The following is a 15,853-nucleotide window of genomic DNA, read 5'->3' as shown; positions in this document are numbered from 1 at the left end:
ACAATAAAATCTGGATGCAATATTGCCAATGTGAATCTTTGTCAATCTCTAATTTTTGGTTCTCGCAAATAGCTTTTATCAAGCAAGTATAAATGGTTTTCGACCTTTGAATACAATCTCAATAACCTTACCAGCATGAAGAACCTATTTGCGCCCAACAATTTAAACCCTAAGGCTAAAAATTTATTCACAAGAATCAATTTTCTTTCGACACCCCCCACATTGGCCACGGTACTCTTGTCGCTACTAGCCAAATTTTCAACTAGAACCTTTTGTTTTTTTAATGTAGTGAAAAGTTTTCCCGTTGAAAGGAAAGGATTATCTTTCACCATCCCATCCTCCTTCCATCTCCTGTATAACTTTCGATATGTCTTAGATATCGGTGTACCATCAGAGAAGTAGTTGTAAGAATAGTTTAGCTGAATGAAGTCTTTTAGTGTACTGTCTTTCAATACTGTACTATATGTGTCAAAGATATTTTGAAGATCAGGAAAAATTTCCAAATTAGGTATGTTACCCTGTTTAACTTCATCATTTAAAAGCGCGTTATAATTGAATCCTGAGAAATGCACAAATTTCAGACTATCATTTGTTTCTTCACCTCTTATACGATTTTGGACATGTAGCATATTGTCATACTGGATAAGCTTCCGCTCGTAAAAATTCCAAGGTGCGAAGTTTAGCCCTAGATCCTGAGAAATATGAATTTCATTTGGAAAAAATGATGGCAAGAAATCCATCCATTTCTGGTCGGTGAAAAAGTTCTCCATCCTATTTACAAAACACCTGTCCTCAAGTCTTTTATCCCACCAATCGAGCATATTATTAGCAACATCACCACGTTTTAGTCCCAAAAAGCCAAGGTTAAACATGCCAGTAAACAGGAATCCGCTTTCGGCTAAATTACCGCTATAATTGGTTTCAATAGTCGTAATATGGGGTGTTAGCAGAATATGTTTTTCCCGAAGAATTTCCAAAATACTGTCAAGGGAATTAAATACTAAAATATCAGGATCAAAGTAAATGCAGGTGTCAGGCTCAAAATTCCTAAATAAAAACTTGAAGCATGAGGGTTTGATTGAGGTACAAAATTCTGTAAGGTCGTATTTAAATGACATCTCATTCCAAAGATCATCATTAATGCCAAGCACCTCTCTAGCTACAAATGCATTGTTTGGTAACCCATATGCTGAATCTGATTGGTCAAATTCATCGGCAACTAAAATAAAAAACTCTACTTCTGGATGATGATGCTTCAATGACTTTTCAAGTACTTGTGCAAGACCAACATAATTTTTGGCACAAATGGTAAACGCTATATGCTTCATCTTAATATTCTGAAATTTTTAACCATTCTTGAGGATAAACATCTGTTGACAGATCATCGTTCAGGAATTTAGTAGGGGATATAATTATTTTTTCTGGATTCTCGTTCAACCATGCTCCCCACCAACTAAACGTACTGTTTGATATCACATTATGTTTGCATTTACTCATTAGATACATATCTTTCCAAGAATCTTTACCGCTATTATGATCGATATAGGTTACCCTTTCTATTCTCAGATTTTCTTTGACCCATTTTAAATCATTTGAAAACACATAAAAGTGAGCATCCGGCACCTTTTCTATCATTGTTGCGATAGCCTTTTGGAAATAAGCATCGGTACAAACCCTACCAAATAGTTTTAGATTCTCTTCATTCATGTAATCCCCTCTACGCACATGTAATGCAACAGACTGGCCATTAACTATCTTTGAAAGCAAAGCGCGATTTTGCTCGTCGTCTAACTGTTTAAATTGGAAAGCACGCTTCACTTCAGTTCTTGCTTCAGAGAAATACAATTCAGAATGCCACCCCCCAACGTAGAAGGTTATACCTTTGGAAGGTGACAAATATTCTCTTTTAAAGCTGTAGTCATAATTTTCATTTACAATTTTGAATTGAAATTTGCTGAATAAAAATTGAATCGGCTTTATAATTTTTTTCTCAGTTAATAAAATTCGATAGGTAAGATACAACAGCCTTTCCCTTATATTACGTTTCCAACTGACACTAAAAACAGAATCCAATTCAAAACCATTATGATCTGCGCAAAATGAGATCAATTGTGTCGATTGATCAAGTTTTTTCTTCTGCAAAAACAACGCATATTGAGACATTTGGTTACCTAAACCGTTAAAAATTACGACAACATCCATACTATCCTTTTAATTTTCTTATTATAGCATTGCTGACTGACTGAATATTTGCTAATGTTCGAATCAACAAATCTTCTCGATAAGTAAAATTCTGATTCCCATGCGTGATAAGCTTATCACTAATCTGCGAAATATCATAATGTTCAGTAAGCACTTTCTTACTTTCAGCGCTCATACTTCTGAAGGTGTCTTCTTTCAAAGAAATAACTTTCTCTAAAAGAGATTCAAAATCAGGATATTTTTTTGTTGCATTAAAGATTTCCCCAATGGTTTGATAATTCTCATGAAAAAATCCGACTGCATTGTCCTCCCTTTGATAAGCTACTGCTGTTATAACAATTTTATTTAAGTTCGCCGCATCTAGAACGGTTGTGCCCATACCAACGTAGCAGTCACACATTCTAATATAATCCTCAACTTGTATATATGGCACTTGGGCTAAAATTGTGATTTTAGAACGAATAGAAGGTTCGAGAAGAGTCAATTCGTTCTTTACTTCGGCTTCATCTCTACCATATCCAATTATCGTAAGGCTAATATTCTCAAATTGTTGGCATAATTTACTAAAAGATCGAATCAATCCTAGAACATAACCTTTGAATGGGAACTCATAGCGAGTAATTGTCAATATATTAAACTCACGATTCTTCTGCTTGGTTAAATTGTCATCATTAATTATTAATGGAAGCCGTAACAATTCGTATTTTGTAGATTGAGGTAAACGATAGAACTGGAAACATTCATTTGCACATGTTTCATCCATGAATAATATATTTCTTTTTTTGAGAAATACTCTGATCATGAGCCTTGCCAAAAGAGTGAGTTGTTTCGGTCCGTAAAAAGTTGAATGAGGGTGAACGATATGAACGAGATGACGGAAAGTTACACCATAGCGCTTATACGACAATTCAACATAGCACTTCAAAAATTCGGGCAAAAAATGTGTAATTACAAGTGGTTTCTCGTGTTTATCAAAACTTAGAGAGGCTACTTCCGATTCGAACTTGTTAGAAGATATGTTATAAATATAATGTTCAAATTGAAAACTTTCAACATCTCGCTTTACATTTTCATGTATTGGTGCTTCCGTTAACAGCACCGTACGATAATGTGCTGTAGCAAAATGCTTTATTAGGCGAAGTATTAGCGTCTCAGTCCCACCGAGACCAAATTTAAAACAAAAAAATAATATCGTTCTAGAATCTTGCATTATGTATGTTTATAAAATAAAGTTTTCCGAAACAATGCAAGCATAATTATTAAATACACAAAATAATTTACAGCATATGCCTGAACAATGCCTAACACTCCTTTCTCACTCATTAACAGGTACGCTGTGGCAAGGTAGAAAATGGTAAAAAATACTTCAGTTATAATGAATGCTCTAGTCATAGCTTTCGCAATCATAAGATATGCCAGTAGCCAACTGGTAATTTTGAAAAAGTCGCCCAACAGTTGCCATAAAAACAGTTTTTCCATTTGCAAAAATTCTGTTGAGAATAAAAGCTTAATTACCAGAAACCTCCCAATATATAATATTGAAAAACCTGCTATCAAAACCGGGACAATAATTTTGAATGAATTTATAATTTCTTTCCTAATGATCTGGATGTTGTTTATTTCTGATAGTCTGGGCAGGTAGTAGACCGAAAATGACGTAGTGATTACCAATAAGTACATATTCGAGATTCGAGACATAGCTTCCCACCAACCTGCTTCCGTAGCAGATATATTGGCTATGACATGCCCTCTAAGGATAATTTGTGCTACTGGTGCGGTTGCGGCGGTAACAAATGTCATTAAAGAATAATGCAGATATTTGAGTAATGTTTGTTTATCTACCGGCTGATTAAAATATTCTTGCTTTACCCAGGGTAATTTTCTAATCATAATCAACGATATCAAAAACATTACGCTTTGAAAAGTGACTGCGCTTATGAGCGCACCTTTGAGACCTAAAAAATATACAAACGATAATGTAAAAATCAAGCCACCTAAACTGCCAATAATATTAACAACTACAAAAAGCTTAAATTCCTTATACCCATTTAACACAGAACTAATCAACCCGTTTAGGGCATATAGGAAAACTGTTGCACCAAAAATGACAAAAATGTACTTATAGTCATTACTTAGCATGATCTTACGACTCAAATATCCGCTTAGGACAATCATGAACAATCCACAAACTATTGAACATGCAAGCGTAATCTTCAATGCGTTGGATAACAACTTAATGATATCACTATTTGAATTTCTATACTCCGATATATATTTTGTTATTCCAGTATTAATACCTCCCGACGCTACAACCATTATAATTGTTGCAAAGCTATTAAGTTGTCCAAGTAAGGCTATCCCACTAGGGCCAATAATCACTGCTACAACTTTCACGCTGACCAATCCAGTCAACATCTTAACTAGGGTAGAAACCGCTGTGAGCGAAAAAACCTTAAAAATTCCGCCACTTTGAAATGTTAGATGCCGCTTTAATTTGCTCACCATTGGTTTACAGCAGCTATTACAACATCTATCTCTTCGGATGTCATTACCGGACTGATAGGTAGACTAACAACTTGGCTATGAATGGACTCAGATATGGGAAAATTTAAATGATTGAGTTCCTTATAGGCATCCTGTTTATGTGGCGGGATGGGGTAGTGAATAACAGTCTGTATACCCTTTGCAGTAAGATATGACTGAAACTCGTCTCGGTCATCCACTCTAACTACAAATAAATGCCAAACATGACTTTCATGTGTATTCACCATTGGCAATACGATCTTTGTATTTATTATTTCACTCAAATACCTATTAGCAACGAGCTGCCTTTTTGCCGTTTCCTCATCCAAATGCTTCAATTTCACTGACAGTAGAGCCGCTTGTAGTTCATCGAGGCGACTATTTATCCCTTTAAATTTATTTTGGTATTTGACATGAGACCCATAATTCAGAAGGGCACGCAGCGCATCTGCTAGTGCATGATCGTTAGTGGTAATGGCTCCAGCATCGCCCATGGCACCTAAATTTTTCCCAGGATAGAAGCTAAATCCTGCCGCGTCTCCAAAATTTCCAGCCTTAATTCCATAATCATCCTGGGCACCGTGCGCTTGTGCGCAGTCTTCAATAACTTTCAAACTATGTTTATTTGCTATTTCCAAAATAGATTTCATATCACACAATTGCCCATAAAGATGAACTGGAAGTATCGCTACGGTACGTTCGGTGATTGCTTGCTCTAACTTTTCTGGATCAATGTTGTAGGTATCAATATTTGGCTCCACTAATACTGGTACGAGATTATTAGCAGAAATAGCCAAGATACTGGCAATATAAGTATTCGAGGGAACTAAAATTTCATCGCCATCTTTGAACAGACCAAGTTCTTTATAGGCTCTTATGATAAGCATGAGTGCATCAAGACCATTCGCAACCCCAATACAGTGATGAGTACCAGTGAAACTCGCAAAATTTCTTTCAAAAGATTTGAGTTCATTGCCCATGATATACCACCCCGAATCAAGCACGCGTTCGAAAGCTTGTAAGAGCTCCACTTTATGATTTTGGTTTATTTTGTATAAATCTAAAAATTTTATCATTTCTGTATTGGTTTGAAACTTTCTAAATAATATTGTTTACCCGTCTCACGATCTTTTAGGTTAAGATCCAGCAAGATCGAATCATCAGTTATGTAACCGCGATGCCGAGCTGGATTACCATACCAAAGTGTGTAGGGAGGAATATTTTTTGTTACAACGCTACCTGCTCCAATAAATGCCATTTCACCAATCTCAACACCTGCAACAATGGTAGAGTTTGCTCCAACAGAACTTCCCTTCCTTAGTAGCGTTTTTTTAAATTCTTTTGGATATATTTTTGATCTGGGGATTAAATCATTCGTGAAGGTTACATTCGGCCCTATAAAAACATTATCCTCAATTTTTATTCCATCCCAGATTTGGACACCTGATTTGACAGTTACATTGTTGCCAATGTAGACATCGTTCTCGACAAAACAGTTACAATTGATATTACAATTTGCCCCAATGACCGCATCTTTCAATACGACAGTAAATTGCCAGATGTACGTATCTGAGCCTATGTTTTCCGATTGCACATCAGCTAGTGGATGAATTCTAGTTCCCATTTATGTAGCTTACATAGTTTTCATAATCACGAATATAATCAGTCTCATCATACACATGAGACGCTAGGACAAGACATATTGCCCCTGATGAAAAGTTAATTTCGGAAGCCCAGATACCTGGAGGTATATGCAAGCCGACATAAGGCCTATTCAATTGAACTATTCGCTTGGTCCTACCATCATCCAATAAAACTTCGAAGCTACCACTTGCAGCTATTAGGAACTGATGACAATCCTTGTGTGCGTGGGCACCTCTAGATTCACCTCCAGGAATATCATATAAATAAAATATACGCTTTACTGCAAAGGGAATTTCTATATTATTATGAACCGGGGTAATATTTCCAGCTCGATTTACAATTTTCGGAAGTTCGAAAAGTGTACAGTGATAAGTGGTTGCTTTCATCTAACTGTTCTTTTGAATTAGAAATTCGTCAAAGTCCCGTTGATAATCGTCAGCATTATAAGATGTTGAAGCTATAATTAATCCTAAAGCATTTGTAGAAAAGTTTTCCATGTGCCTCCAAATACCTTTGGGCACAAATAGACCAGAATAGGAGCGATTAAGAGAAAAACGTGTTTCCTCGGCACCATCATGGAGAACAATATCAAAACTTCCACTTAGCGCTATGATCAATTCCTGATTTTCATAGTAGCTGTGTCCTCCTCGGACTTCTCCGCCGGGTACATCATATATCCAATACATCCTCTCCACTGAAAATGGGATGTGCTTATTCTCTTCAATGAAGGAGAGATTACCACGCTCATCAAAAATTTTTGGGAGGTTAATTATTCGTACTCTTTCCATCATTTCCTATATTAAAGCATCCTTAAACATTCTTTGCCCAACCATTATAATAACTGCTAACAAACTAAATACAATTCCTCCCAATATTAGATATTTAAGTTTGCTCGCTTTTTCCTTAAATAATGGATAAACTGGTTGATCGATAATTTCAAGTAGTGGTGTTTCTTTCATTAAGGAAACTTTAGACATCTCTAAGTTTTGTACCAACGATCCTAAAATAGCCCGATTTGTTTCAGCAGAGAATTGAGCCTTCTGTACAGGCGCAACCCGCTGTGTTTGACGGGTTGGATTTAAGTTGGGGGTCGCATCTGCAACCGAAGCCGCAGTATATATTGCACCGTTCATTACCGCCCTGACAGAATCTGTTTTTCGCTGGATTATATTGACATTTTGTAGAGACTTTTTTGTTTTGGTCTGGAGGTAGAATTTGTTGACATTATAAACAATATTATCATTAAATAACTTAGCAAAAGTCTCATCTGGTGATTTCACATCAACCTTGATAATACTTAACTTCTTATCAAGCTTTCCAACGGAAAGGCTATTTTTAGCGATTGCATTTATAATACTTGTTATCACACTATCTCTTAGCCTGTTGGGCACGAGGAATGATTTCTCTAACGGTATGTAATCTGACGCAAATGATATCCTTGCCAACTTTGGGTCTTTTGCCCATTCCTCGTTCAACTTATTATAGCTGATATATCGCTGCAATAGGTTCGTTGATTTACCATCTATATTTACATCTGTCAAAAGAGTCTTTTCAATCATCTTTCTCGACCTATACAATTCGACAATATTATCTCCCTGGAAAATACTTGCTCCTGCACCTAAATCCACTCCGGCCATGGAAGCTAATCCTGCTAAGTTTCCTAATCCACCGCCACTACCTTTATCATCTTCGAGTACAAAAGTAGTGGTTGCAGTATATTGTATCGGCTTAAAATATGCGAAACAAAACCCTGACACGGCACCGATAATGCCAGCTAAAACCAAAAAATACCATCTTCTCAAAAGGTAGTGGCACCAGCTCCGAACCGAATTAAATAACTGTTTAAAAGTCATTTCCTGCTCTTGCTCCCTTTCAGAGGTTTGAATGTCATTTATCATTTAAATTATTGTAAGTTCATCAAATCGCAGTTTTCTCATGCTAATGCCAAATAAGATTTCCTCACCTTAAAAGACTCACTAATATAGCGCCTAGCGAAGCTACGGCTGTCCCGATTCCAATCCAGCTCTGTGCAGTCAATCTTTCACGATCGGCCTTTTTAGGTACCAAAATTTCTGCACCAGGCTTAATTACTGGATTGTTATTGAAAAATAAAAATTTACTTACCCCAGCAGCAGAACCATTCGCATACTTAACATAAACACCACCTTTGCGCGCCTTGTCTGTGAAGCCGCCAGCACCACTGATGTACTGTCGTAAGCCCTTTCCAGGTAAATAAACAATGCTATTCGGATTAAGCACCTCACCAGTTACCTTAACCGTCTGTAAAGTGCGAGGTACGCGAATAATATCACCATCCTCCACAATCAAATCAAATTTAGATAGTGGATCTTTTAAGATTTTAACCAGGTTAATACCTACTAAATCACTTTGAATGAGTTTCTGCTCTACTTCTGTTGCGAGTGTATCCTTTGATCCTGCCTCCTGTGCTCTCTTTAAGCCCAGAAACTTCTTATCTTCCTCTTCTTTATTATTGATCGCATTTTTATCTCTTGGGTTCACTTTCTCTGCACCAGGTCTTTTCAAAGAAGCGCCATCTGCATATGCTGACGAAGTTAATCCACCTGCACGGCGAACTAAATCAGAAATACGTTCATTTTTATTCAAAATGGTATAAACACCTGGATAAACCACTTCACCTTCTAACTTCACTTGCTTTTGTACTGCATACCCCTCGGCATTACGCACAGAAACAATATCGAAAGGTTTAATCACAAAGGGCTCGCCTTCAAGCTTCAAATCTTCGTTTACATTTACTATAAACACTTCTGCTGTTTGTGCAGTTGCAGATGTCGCCTCGCTATTTCTTACCCTTCTGGAGATTTCGATCCTGTTAGGTGTAGCTCCTTCTTTAAAACCTCCGGCGAGTTGAATCACTGATTCTAAAGTCATGCCCTCTGCAAATTGAAAACTACCTGGTGCACGCACTTCTCCCTGAATGCTCACCTGATATTCATCTCGTAAATCAAAGATAGAAGAGATGGTAATTTTATCTTCACGCTGTAAAGCAATATCGGTTTGTGTCCCTGCGATAATCTTAGCCACGTCAAAAGAAATTAAGGCCTGAGTATTATCAGGGTTTAATCGGTTAATATAACCGCGGTTTAAAAATGCATCTTCCGTTAAGCCATCAGCCTTATTGATCAACCCGCGCAAAGTCAAGCCCTTGTCTAACTCATAAACTCCAGGACGAAATACCGATCCCAAGATTTCTACACGGTTAGCAAAACGATCCAGAATCGCTTCCACCACATATTTATCGCCATTTTTAGGCGCGTAAGTAGGGAAATCTACAGCAGCAATATCATTAATTCTACGGTCGCGGTCTGTGTTTTGGAAAGCCTTGATTTTGGCCGTATACGCTTGCGTTGTAAAACCACCCGCAAAATCGATTACGTTTTGTAGCGTTTCTCCTTTTACCACTTCATAAAGTGCCGCTCTTTTTACCTCTCCACTAATCTCCACACGATCATCATACACTGGAATGTTAATCACATCCTGATCCTGTAAACGGATATTGGTTTGTTGGATTCCTTTTAGCAGGAAGTTATAAATATCTAATGTGGCAATGATTTTATTGTTACGAATGATCTGGATTTTACGAAATGACCCGTTTTGAGCAGGCCCACCAGATGCATATAATGCATTGTAAACCGTAGCTAAAGAAGGCAAGGTATATGTACCAGGTTTAGTTACATATCCGGTCATGATAACTTTGATACTGCGAATATTGCCCAGGTTAATGGCTAAGCTTGTTCTGCCCGAGCGTAACGAAGGATAGGTTTTGGCCATTGCCGTACGAATTTTAGAAGTAGCCTGATCAATACTTAATCCGCCTACGGCAATTCGTCCTACATATTGAAGATTAATGATCCCTTCCGGACTAACTTCTAAATTGTAGCTGGCTTCATTATCACCTGTTAAATCGATGACTAACTTATCGTCCGGACCAATAACATACCCCTTCGGAGTGGCCATGCGAAGGTTAGGTTCAAATGTGATATTACCATTTCTGAAAAGCTCTGATCCAAAGATTTTAGGCCCAATCTCACTGTCCTCTTCTTTCTTTTCATTATTGATTTCGCCACCAGCTGTAGTTTCACTCATTTCTCTACCCGTAACCACTGGTTTTTGTTCTACCTGTACCGCAGAGCCTTGCTTTCTCACTTTAGCTACACGCGCTCTTAGCTTCTGGATTTCATCCGTCTTCATACCTTGTGCAGCAGCCATTTGTTCTAACTGGGCATCGTTATAACCCACAGATTCTGCTTTTTTAATCATTTGAAGGATCTGGGCATCAGAGAGTTCATCTACCTTAACACTGGAGTAATTCTGTGCAAAAGATGAAAGCTGAACGAAGAGACTGAGAACGATAAGGGATAGAAATAATTTTATGCTTTGTTTCATAGGTTTCCGAAATAATCGGCAGGTATTACTATTCAAAATAATTTAAGGTTGTGAATCCACCTTTATTAAGGTATTCATCCTTTTTCATTAACTGGAGATCAGAAATCACCATATCCTGCACCAGCGCAGGCAAGTTGTATTTAGGTTGCCAGCCCAATTGAGTTTTAGATTTTGTTGGGTCGCCTAATAAAAGATCCACTTCTGTAGGACGGAAATATTTAGGATCAACGCGAACAACTGTAGTGCCTAAAAATAATTTATGCTGATCTAAGCCTAAGCTTTTCAATAATTCTACATCTAAGCCCACAATTACACCTTTTTCGTTTTCATCTTTGCCGCTAAACTCAATTTCTATGCCAAGTTCGGCAAAGCTCATGCGAACAAAATCACGTACTGCGGTAGTCACTCCTGTCGCTATAACGAAATCTTCTGGTTTTTCTTGTTGAAGAATTAACCACATGGCTTCAATATAGTCTTTGGCATGGCCCCAATCGCGTTGTGCTGAAAGATTACCCAGGTACAAACAGGTTTGCAGACCTAATGCAATCTTCGCTGCCGCCCGTGTAATTTTACGGGTTACAAATGTTTCTCCTCTTAAAGGACTTTCGTGATTGAATAAAATACCGTTACAAGCAAACATGCCATAAGCTTCACGATAGTTAACAGTGATCCAATATGCATACATTTTGGCCACTGCATAGGGCGAACGTGGATAAAATGGAGTGGTCTCACTTTGTGGAACCGCCTGCACTAAGCCATACAACTCTGAGGTAGAAGCCTGGTAAATTTTGGTTTTGTTATTTAAGCCTAAAATCCGAATGGCTTCCAGCAGACGTAAAGTCCCGATACCATCGGCATTGGCTGTATATTCTGGCATTTCAAAGCTCACGTGAACGTGGCTCATGGCTGCCAGATTGTAAATCTCATCAGGTTGTATTTCTTGTATAATGCGGATCAGATTGGTAGAATCTGTAAGATCACCATAGTGCAATTTGAAATGAACATTTTGCTCATGCTGATCCTGGTACAAGTGATCAATTCGATCGGTATTGAAGAGAGATGAACGCCTTTTCAGGCCATGAACAAAATAGCCCTTCTTTAGCAAAAACTCTGCTAAGTAGGCACCATCCTGACCAGTAACTCCTGTTATTAGGGCAACTTTCATATTTAGTTAATAGATTATGTATTAAGCAAGCAAAGATATATAAATAATTGGTTTGTAATAAAATTGTTTGTTGAATTGAACAAGGTTGGTTATTAATTGGTAATCTCTCGCTTTTTCTGATGTGGCTTACATGGTCAAATAACGATCTTCTTAAGTAAGGGATCCTTCGTGCCTCAGGATGACAATGAAGCAAAGGTTGTTTTCACCATGTAAGCCATGTAAGCACATCTTAAGAACCACCCCCGCCACTTCACCAGCCTATACACCCCGTCCTTGAAAAAAGGTGGGGAGCTAGAGCCTTGATGCCTACGGGATTTCGGACTTGGCGTTCTCTTATGAATGGCAAAGCCATCTTGGTGCGCTCTGCGTTAAAACTTTGCGCACTTTGCGGTTCAACAATAAAACAAAGGCTATTTTCACCATATAAGCCATGTAAGCGCATCTTAAGAACCACCCCCGCCACTTCACTAGCCTATACACCCCCCCCTTGAAAAAAGGAGGGAAGCTAGAGCCTTGATGCCTGCGGGATTTCGGACTTGGCGTTCTCTTATTAATGGCGGCACTATCCCTGCGTGCTCTGCGTTAGAACTTTGTGCACTTTGCGGTTCAACAGTAAAACAAAGGTTAAATTTTGCACCATTTTAGCCATGTAAGCACATCTTAAGAACCACCCCCGCCACTTCACTAGCCTATACACCCCCTCCTTGAAAGAAGGAGGGGAGCTAGTAAGTCGATGTGCTCTGTCGTTAAATCTGTTCAAAACACACCCACTACAATGCCTCAATCCACGTTTTTCACAAATTAAAAAATATCCAGAACAAAATGAACAAAACATTGTTAAGGAGAAGTCTATTTTTGTCTGTTCGTTAATACAAAAAATCATAATTACTGACAAAGTTTTAGCTTAAAGTGAACTCTATGAAATAATTAGCGAATTATTTATACTTTTGACCTAAATCCCAAAAAATCCTAAATGAGAAAATTAATTATGTTCATCGGTTTGATGAGCGCATCCTTATTCGCACTCGCACAGTCAGCATCCGACTATAATTATTCCATTGGCGTTAGAGCTTACAGCTTAATGCAACTTCCAAAGATTTTAAACCAAACCAATACTCAGGACTATACCAGTATGTTAGCCAATGGTGCCATGATTAAATTCAACGATAATCAGGTAAGCTATAGAATTAGTGGTAACTATTTTAGAGATGATATTACTTTTGATAACACTTGTGCAACCTGTGAAATTGGCAAAGGAAAGGTAACTGATTATTCATTTAAAGTGGGCTTCGAGAAAAACTTTACTTATTCGAAAGTACAGCCTTATTTTGCATTTGATATCGGCTACCGTTCTAATCGGTTTACCGGTACCACCTCACCTAAGAGTGGCCTTACGGGTGTATCTGAAAAAACGGTTGATGCCAATAAGAACGGATTGGTAATGGCTCCTGTTTTAGGTATTAAGGTTAATATCATTGATCAAATCACCTTGTTTGCAGAAAGCAGCCTAGACTTTTATTATTCTTACGAGAAACAAGATATTAGTGAGCCTAATGGCATTGCCAGAACGGTAAACAGTTACCGGAAGTGGGAGTTTTTATTGAATCCAGTTTCTGCAGGAATTCAGTTTAATATTAATAGAAAGAATTAGTAGTCTTCTTTTTCGTTAGGCGAAAAAGAAGGGTTGCGTGTTGTGGGTTATGTGTTACGGGACTGGGTGTTTAGCTAATCGCAAAAACCCTTCAAAATCCGTCATTCCCGCGCAGGCGGGAATCTTAATGCGATAGAAAAATTTCTAATCATCCCCCTGCCCCCTTCAAAGGGGGACTAGATCTTAATCAAGATTGTCAAACCCTGAGCCAGTCGAAGGGCACATCACAATTTCCACGCAATATCCCCATTACCCTAAAGATCCTGAAACAAGTTCAGGAGGACGTGAGCAATGCCATTAACTTAAGGAGAAAAATAAAATGGATTGTCATCCTGAGCCTGTCGAAGGGTAATCCATTTTAGTTTTCGACTTATTAAGAAGGTCTTCGACTACTTGTCCCGATTTCACATAGGGAAGCTCAGACAGACAGCATTTAGCTTAAGTTAACAGCGTTGAGGACGTATGTATGAGCGCGCAGGCAGATACCTTAGTGCGATGGAAAATTTCTAATCATCCCCCTCCCCCCTTCAAAGGGGGACTAGATCCTGAGAGAGGTTACAATCGGGCATCTACTAAACTCCGGTCAATGAAAGATTTGGTATCAAAAATAACAGCGTCATTGGCCTTAAAATAATTGTAGTCGATCGTTAGAAATTCCTGGTGGGATACCGCTAAAATCACGGCATCATACTGTCCAAATTGCGTTCTATCAATTAGTTTGATACCATATTCAGCCTTAACCTCTACAGCATTTGCCCAGGGATCGTGCACATCAACCTCAACACTGAACGATTTTAATTCTTTGTAAATATCTATTACTCTCGTATTGCGGGTATCCGGACAGTTCTCTTTAAATGCAAAGCCTAAGATTAATGCACGGGCACCATTAATCACTTTGTTTCTGGCTACCAACATTTTGATGATCTTGTTGGCTACGAACATGCCCATGTTATCATTCACCCGTCTGCCAGATAATATTACTTCAGGCTTGTAGCCCAGCGCTTCTGATTTATGTGCCAAATAATAAGGATCTACCCCGATGCAATGACCACCTACCAAGCCTGGTTTGTAGTTTAGAAAATTCCATTTGGTGGCGGCGGCAGCTAACACATCAGTCGTATCAATTTCCATCCGATCGAAAATCAATGCCAGCTCATTTACAAAGGAAATATTAACGTCGCGTTGTGCGTTTTCTATGGCCTTAGAAGCTTCTGCAACCTTAATACTCGGGGCCAAGTGCGTGCCCGCAGTAATAATGGATGCATAAAGCGCATTAACCACTTCAGCGATTCCTGGCGTAGAACCAGAGGTGACTTTTTTAATCTTAGTTAGTGTATTCACTTTATCGCCCGGATTAATCCTTTCAGGGGAATATCCGCAGAAAAAATCCTGGTTGTATTTCAAACCAGATATCCGTTCTAAAACGGGTACGCAATCTTCTTCCGTACATCCGGGATAAACCGTCGATTCATAAATCACCACATCACCTTTTTTGAGTACAATACCCAGCATTTTACTGGCCTCTAAAAGTGGCTTAAGATCTGGTCGCTTGAGTTGGTCTATAGGCGTAGGGACGGTAACAATGTAATAATTACAAGTAGCAATATCAGGTAAGTTGGCAGTAAGTTGAAGTCCGATAGCATACCCCTTCTGCTTGATTACTTGCTGAAGATCATCCAAATTAGCCTCATGGGTATTATCCTCCAGTGCTTTGAGTTCAGCAACACGAAATTCATTGGTATCAAAACCGATTACGTTGTATTTCTTGGCGAATTCTATTGCTAAAGGAAGTCCCACGTATCCTAGTCCGATAACGGCAATTTGATTTACTTGCTCCATATTTTTTAGATGATCGCCAAAGATAATGATTAAGCACTAAGGTTGGTAAAAGTTGTAAGTAGTAGGTTTAAGTCGTAAGTCTAGACCGAGCCAACCTCCAAATAAAACCTCCTGTATTAAATTAGTCTGCTAGGGTGTTTTAGATGGTAAAAATTTGTGGTTGAGAACAATGCACTAGCGTTCTGACCGCAACAACACTGATCTTTATCGAGTAGGAAGATAGGGATTAGTTCCCTACCTGTCCTCTCACACCACTGTACGTACCGTTCGGTATACAGCGGTTTGCTAGAATAACTTCGTTTGGTGTGTCGTTTTCCAATAGTAATAATTAGCGAATCCATCTAATCCCAGACCAGTGAAGAACTTTTTGTCCAGAGTTGTAAGTAGTATTGGGCTGTTTGCAG

13 protein-coding genes are annotated in these 15,853 nt (G+C 38.4%); 1 reads left to right on the top strand and 12 read right to left on the bottom strand.

The annotated features are described in order from the left end of the window. Positions 1 to 41: 41 nt before the first annotated feature. From BMX11_RS18035 to gmd, 11 genes are all read right to left on the bottom strand, one after another. The gene (locus tag BMX11_RS18035; protein ID WP_090886839.1) at positions 42 to 1,328 is read right to left on the bottom strand and encodes a glycosyltransferase family protein; all 1,287 of its coding nucleotides are present in this window, start codon (positions 1,326 to 1,328) and stop codon (positions 42 to 44) included. 1 nt (position 1,329) lies between these two features. Further along, complete coding sequence (locus BMX11_RS18030) at positions 1,330 to 2,202, bottom strand: alpha-1,2-fucosyltransferase (protein WP_090886837.1); 873 nt, start codon at positions 2,200 to 2,202, stop codon at positions 1,330 to 1,332. Between the two features lies 1 nt (position 2,203). After that, on the bottom strand, positions 2,204 to 3,412 hold the full coding sequence (locus BMX11_RS18025; RefSeq protein WP_090886833.1) for a glycosyltransferase family 4 protein: 1,209 nt from the start codon (positions 3,410 to 3,412) through the stop codon (positions 2,204 to 2,206). After that, positions 3,412 to 4,707: an O-antigen translocase gene (locus BMX11_RS18020; protein WP_090886831.1), complete on the bottom strand. Its 1,296-nt coding sequence runs from the start codon at positions 4,705 to 4,707 to the stop codon at positions 3,412 to 3,414. Before BMX11_RS18020 ends, BMX11_RS18025 begins: the two co-directional genes overlap by 1 nt. Continuing rightward, on the bottom strand, positions 4,701 to 5,801 hold the full coding sequence (locus tag BMX11_RS18015) for a DegT/DnrJ/EryC1/StrS family aminotransferase (protein ID WP_090886829.1): 1,101 nt from the start codon (positions 5,799 to 5,801) through the stop codon (positions 4,701 to 4,703). The genes BMX11_RS18020 and BMX11_RS18015 overlap by 7 nt, the downstream gene beginning before the upstream one ends. Then, positions 5,798 to 6,349: an acyltransferase gene (locus BMX11_RS18010; RefSeq protein WP_090886827.1), complete on the bottom strand. Its 552-nt coding sequence runs from the start codon at positions 6,347 to 6,349 to the stop codon at positions 5,798 to 5,800. The genes BMX11_RS18015 and BMX11_RS18010 overlap by 4 nt, the downstream gene beginning before the upstream one ends. Further along, a complete protein-coding gene (locus BMX11_RS18005; protein ID WP_090886824.1) occupies positions 6,339 to 6,755 on the bottom strand; it encodes a sugar 3,4-ketoisomerase in 417 nt (138 codons plus the stop codon). The genes BMX11_RS18010 and BMX11_RS18005 overlap by 11 nt, the downstream gene beginning before the upstream one ends. Further along, a complete protein-coding gene (locus tag BMX11_RS18000) occupies positions 6,756 to 7,160 on the bottom strand; it encodes a sugar 3,4-ketoisomerase (RefSeq protein ID WP_090886822.1) in 405 nt (134 codons plus the stop codon). Positions 7,161 to 7,163: 3 nt separating this feature from the next. Beyond that, on the bottom strand, positions 7,164 to 8,267 hold the full coding sequence (locus BMX11_RS17995) for a GumC domain-containing protein (protein ID WP_090886820.1): 1,104 nt from the start codon (positions 8,265 to 8,267) through the stop codon (positions 7,164 to 7,166). Between the two features lie 61 nt (positions 8,268 to 8,328). Next, positions 8,329 to 10,794, bottom strand: coding sequence for an SLBB domain-containing protein (locus BMX11_RS17990; protein ID WP_090886818.1), 2,466 nt, complete (start codon positions 10,792 to 10,794; stop codon positions 8,329 to 8,331). Positions 10,795 to 10,822: 28 nt separating this feature from the next. Continuing rightward, positions 10,823 to 11,959, bottom strand: coding sequence for a GDP-mannose 4,6-dehydratase (gmd, locus tag BMX11_RS17985; protein WP_090886816.1), 1,137 nt, complete (start codon positions 11,957 to 11,959; stop codon positions 10,823 to 10,825). Between the two features lie 973 nt (positions 11,960 to 12,932). Between gmd and BMX11_RS17980 the strand changes: the two genes are divergently transcribed. After that, on the top strand, positions 12,933 to 13,610 hold the full coding sequence (locus BMX11_RS17980) for a hypothetical protein (RefSeq protein ID WP_090886814.1): 678 nt from the start codon (positions 12,933 to 12,935) through the stop codon (positions 13,608 to 13,610). Between the two features lie 555 nt (positions 13,611 to 14,165). Here the strand turns inward: BMX11_RS17980 and BMX11_RS17975 are convergent. Continuing rightward, positions 14,166 to 15,449 carry a nucleotide sugar dehydrogenase gene (locus BMX11_RS17975; protein ID WP_090886812.1) on the bottom strand — a complete coding sequence of 428 codons (1,284 nt, stop codon included), beginning with the start codon at positions 15,447 to 15,449 and terminating at the stop codon, positions 14,166 to 14,168. Positions 15,450 to 15,853 lie beyond the last annotated feature (404 nt).

The sequence above is a fragment of the Pedobacter rhizosphaerae genome, assembly GCF_900111155.1.
In the GTDB taxonomy this organism is placed as follows: Bacteria; Bacteroidota; Bacteroidia; order Sphingobacteriales; family Sphingobacteriaceae; genus Pedobacter; species Pedobacter rhizosphaerae.
Note: the sequence above shows the minus strand (reverse complement) of the source record. Positions and strands in the feature narration are given on the sequence as shown.

Bases quoted from the DNA above. Each gene is read 5' to 3' on its own strand.
- BMX11_RS18015 (WP_090886829.1), bottom strand. From the start codon at position 5,801: ATGATAAAATTTTTAGATTTATACAAAATAAACCAAAATCATAAAGTG.
- BMX11_RS17980 (WP_090886814.1), top strand. From the start codon at position 12,933: ATGAGAAAATTAATTATGTTCATCGGTTTGATGAGCGCATCCTTATTC.
- BMX11_RS18025 (WP_090886833.1), bottom strand. From the start codon at position 3,412: ATGCAAGATTCTAGAACGATATTATTTTTTTGTTTTAAATTTGGTCTC.
- BMX11_RS17975 (WP_090886812.1), bottom strand. From the start codon at position 15,449: ATGGAGCAAGTAAATCAAATTGCCGTTATCGGACTAGGATACGTGGGA.
- BMX11_RS18035 (WP_090886839.1), bottom strand. From the start codon at position 1,328: ATGAAGCATATAGCGTTTACCATTTGTGCCAAAAATTATGTTGGTCTT.
- BMX11_RS17995 (WP_090886820.1), bottom strand. From the start codon at position 8,267: ATGATAAATGACATTCAAACCTCTGAAAGGGAGCAAGAGCAGGAAATG.
- BMX11_RS17990 (WP_090886818.1), bottom strand. From the start codon at position 10,794: ATGAAACAAAGCATAAAATTATTTCTATCCCTTATCGTTCTCAGTCTC.
- BMX11_RS18000 (WP_090886822.1), bottom strand. From the start codon at position 7,160: ATGATGGAAAGAGTACGAATAATTAACCTCCCAAAAATTTTTGATGAG.
- BMX11_RS18010 (WP_090886827.1), bottom strand. From the start codon at position 6,349: ATGGGAACTAGAATTCATCCACTAGCTGATGTGCAATCGGAAAACATA.
- gmd (WP_090886816.1), bottom strand. From the start codon at position 11,959: ATGAAAGTTGCCCTAATAACAGGAGTTACTGGTCAGGATGGTGCCTAC.
- BMX11_RS18020 (WP_090886831.1), bottom strand. From the start codon at position 4,707: ATGGTGAGCAAATTAAAGCGGCATCTAACATTTCAAAGTGGCGGAATT.
- BMX11_RS18030 (WP_090886837.1), bottom strand. From the start codon at position 2,202: ATGGATGTTGTCGTAATTTTTAACGGTTTAGGTAACCAAATGTCTCAA.
- BMX11_RS18005 (WP_090886824.1), bottom strand. From the start codon at position 6,755: ATGAAAGCAACCACTTATCACTGTACACTTTTCGAACTTCCGAAAATT.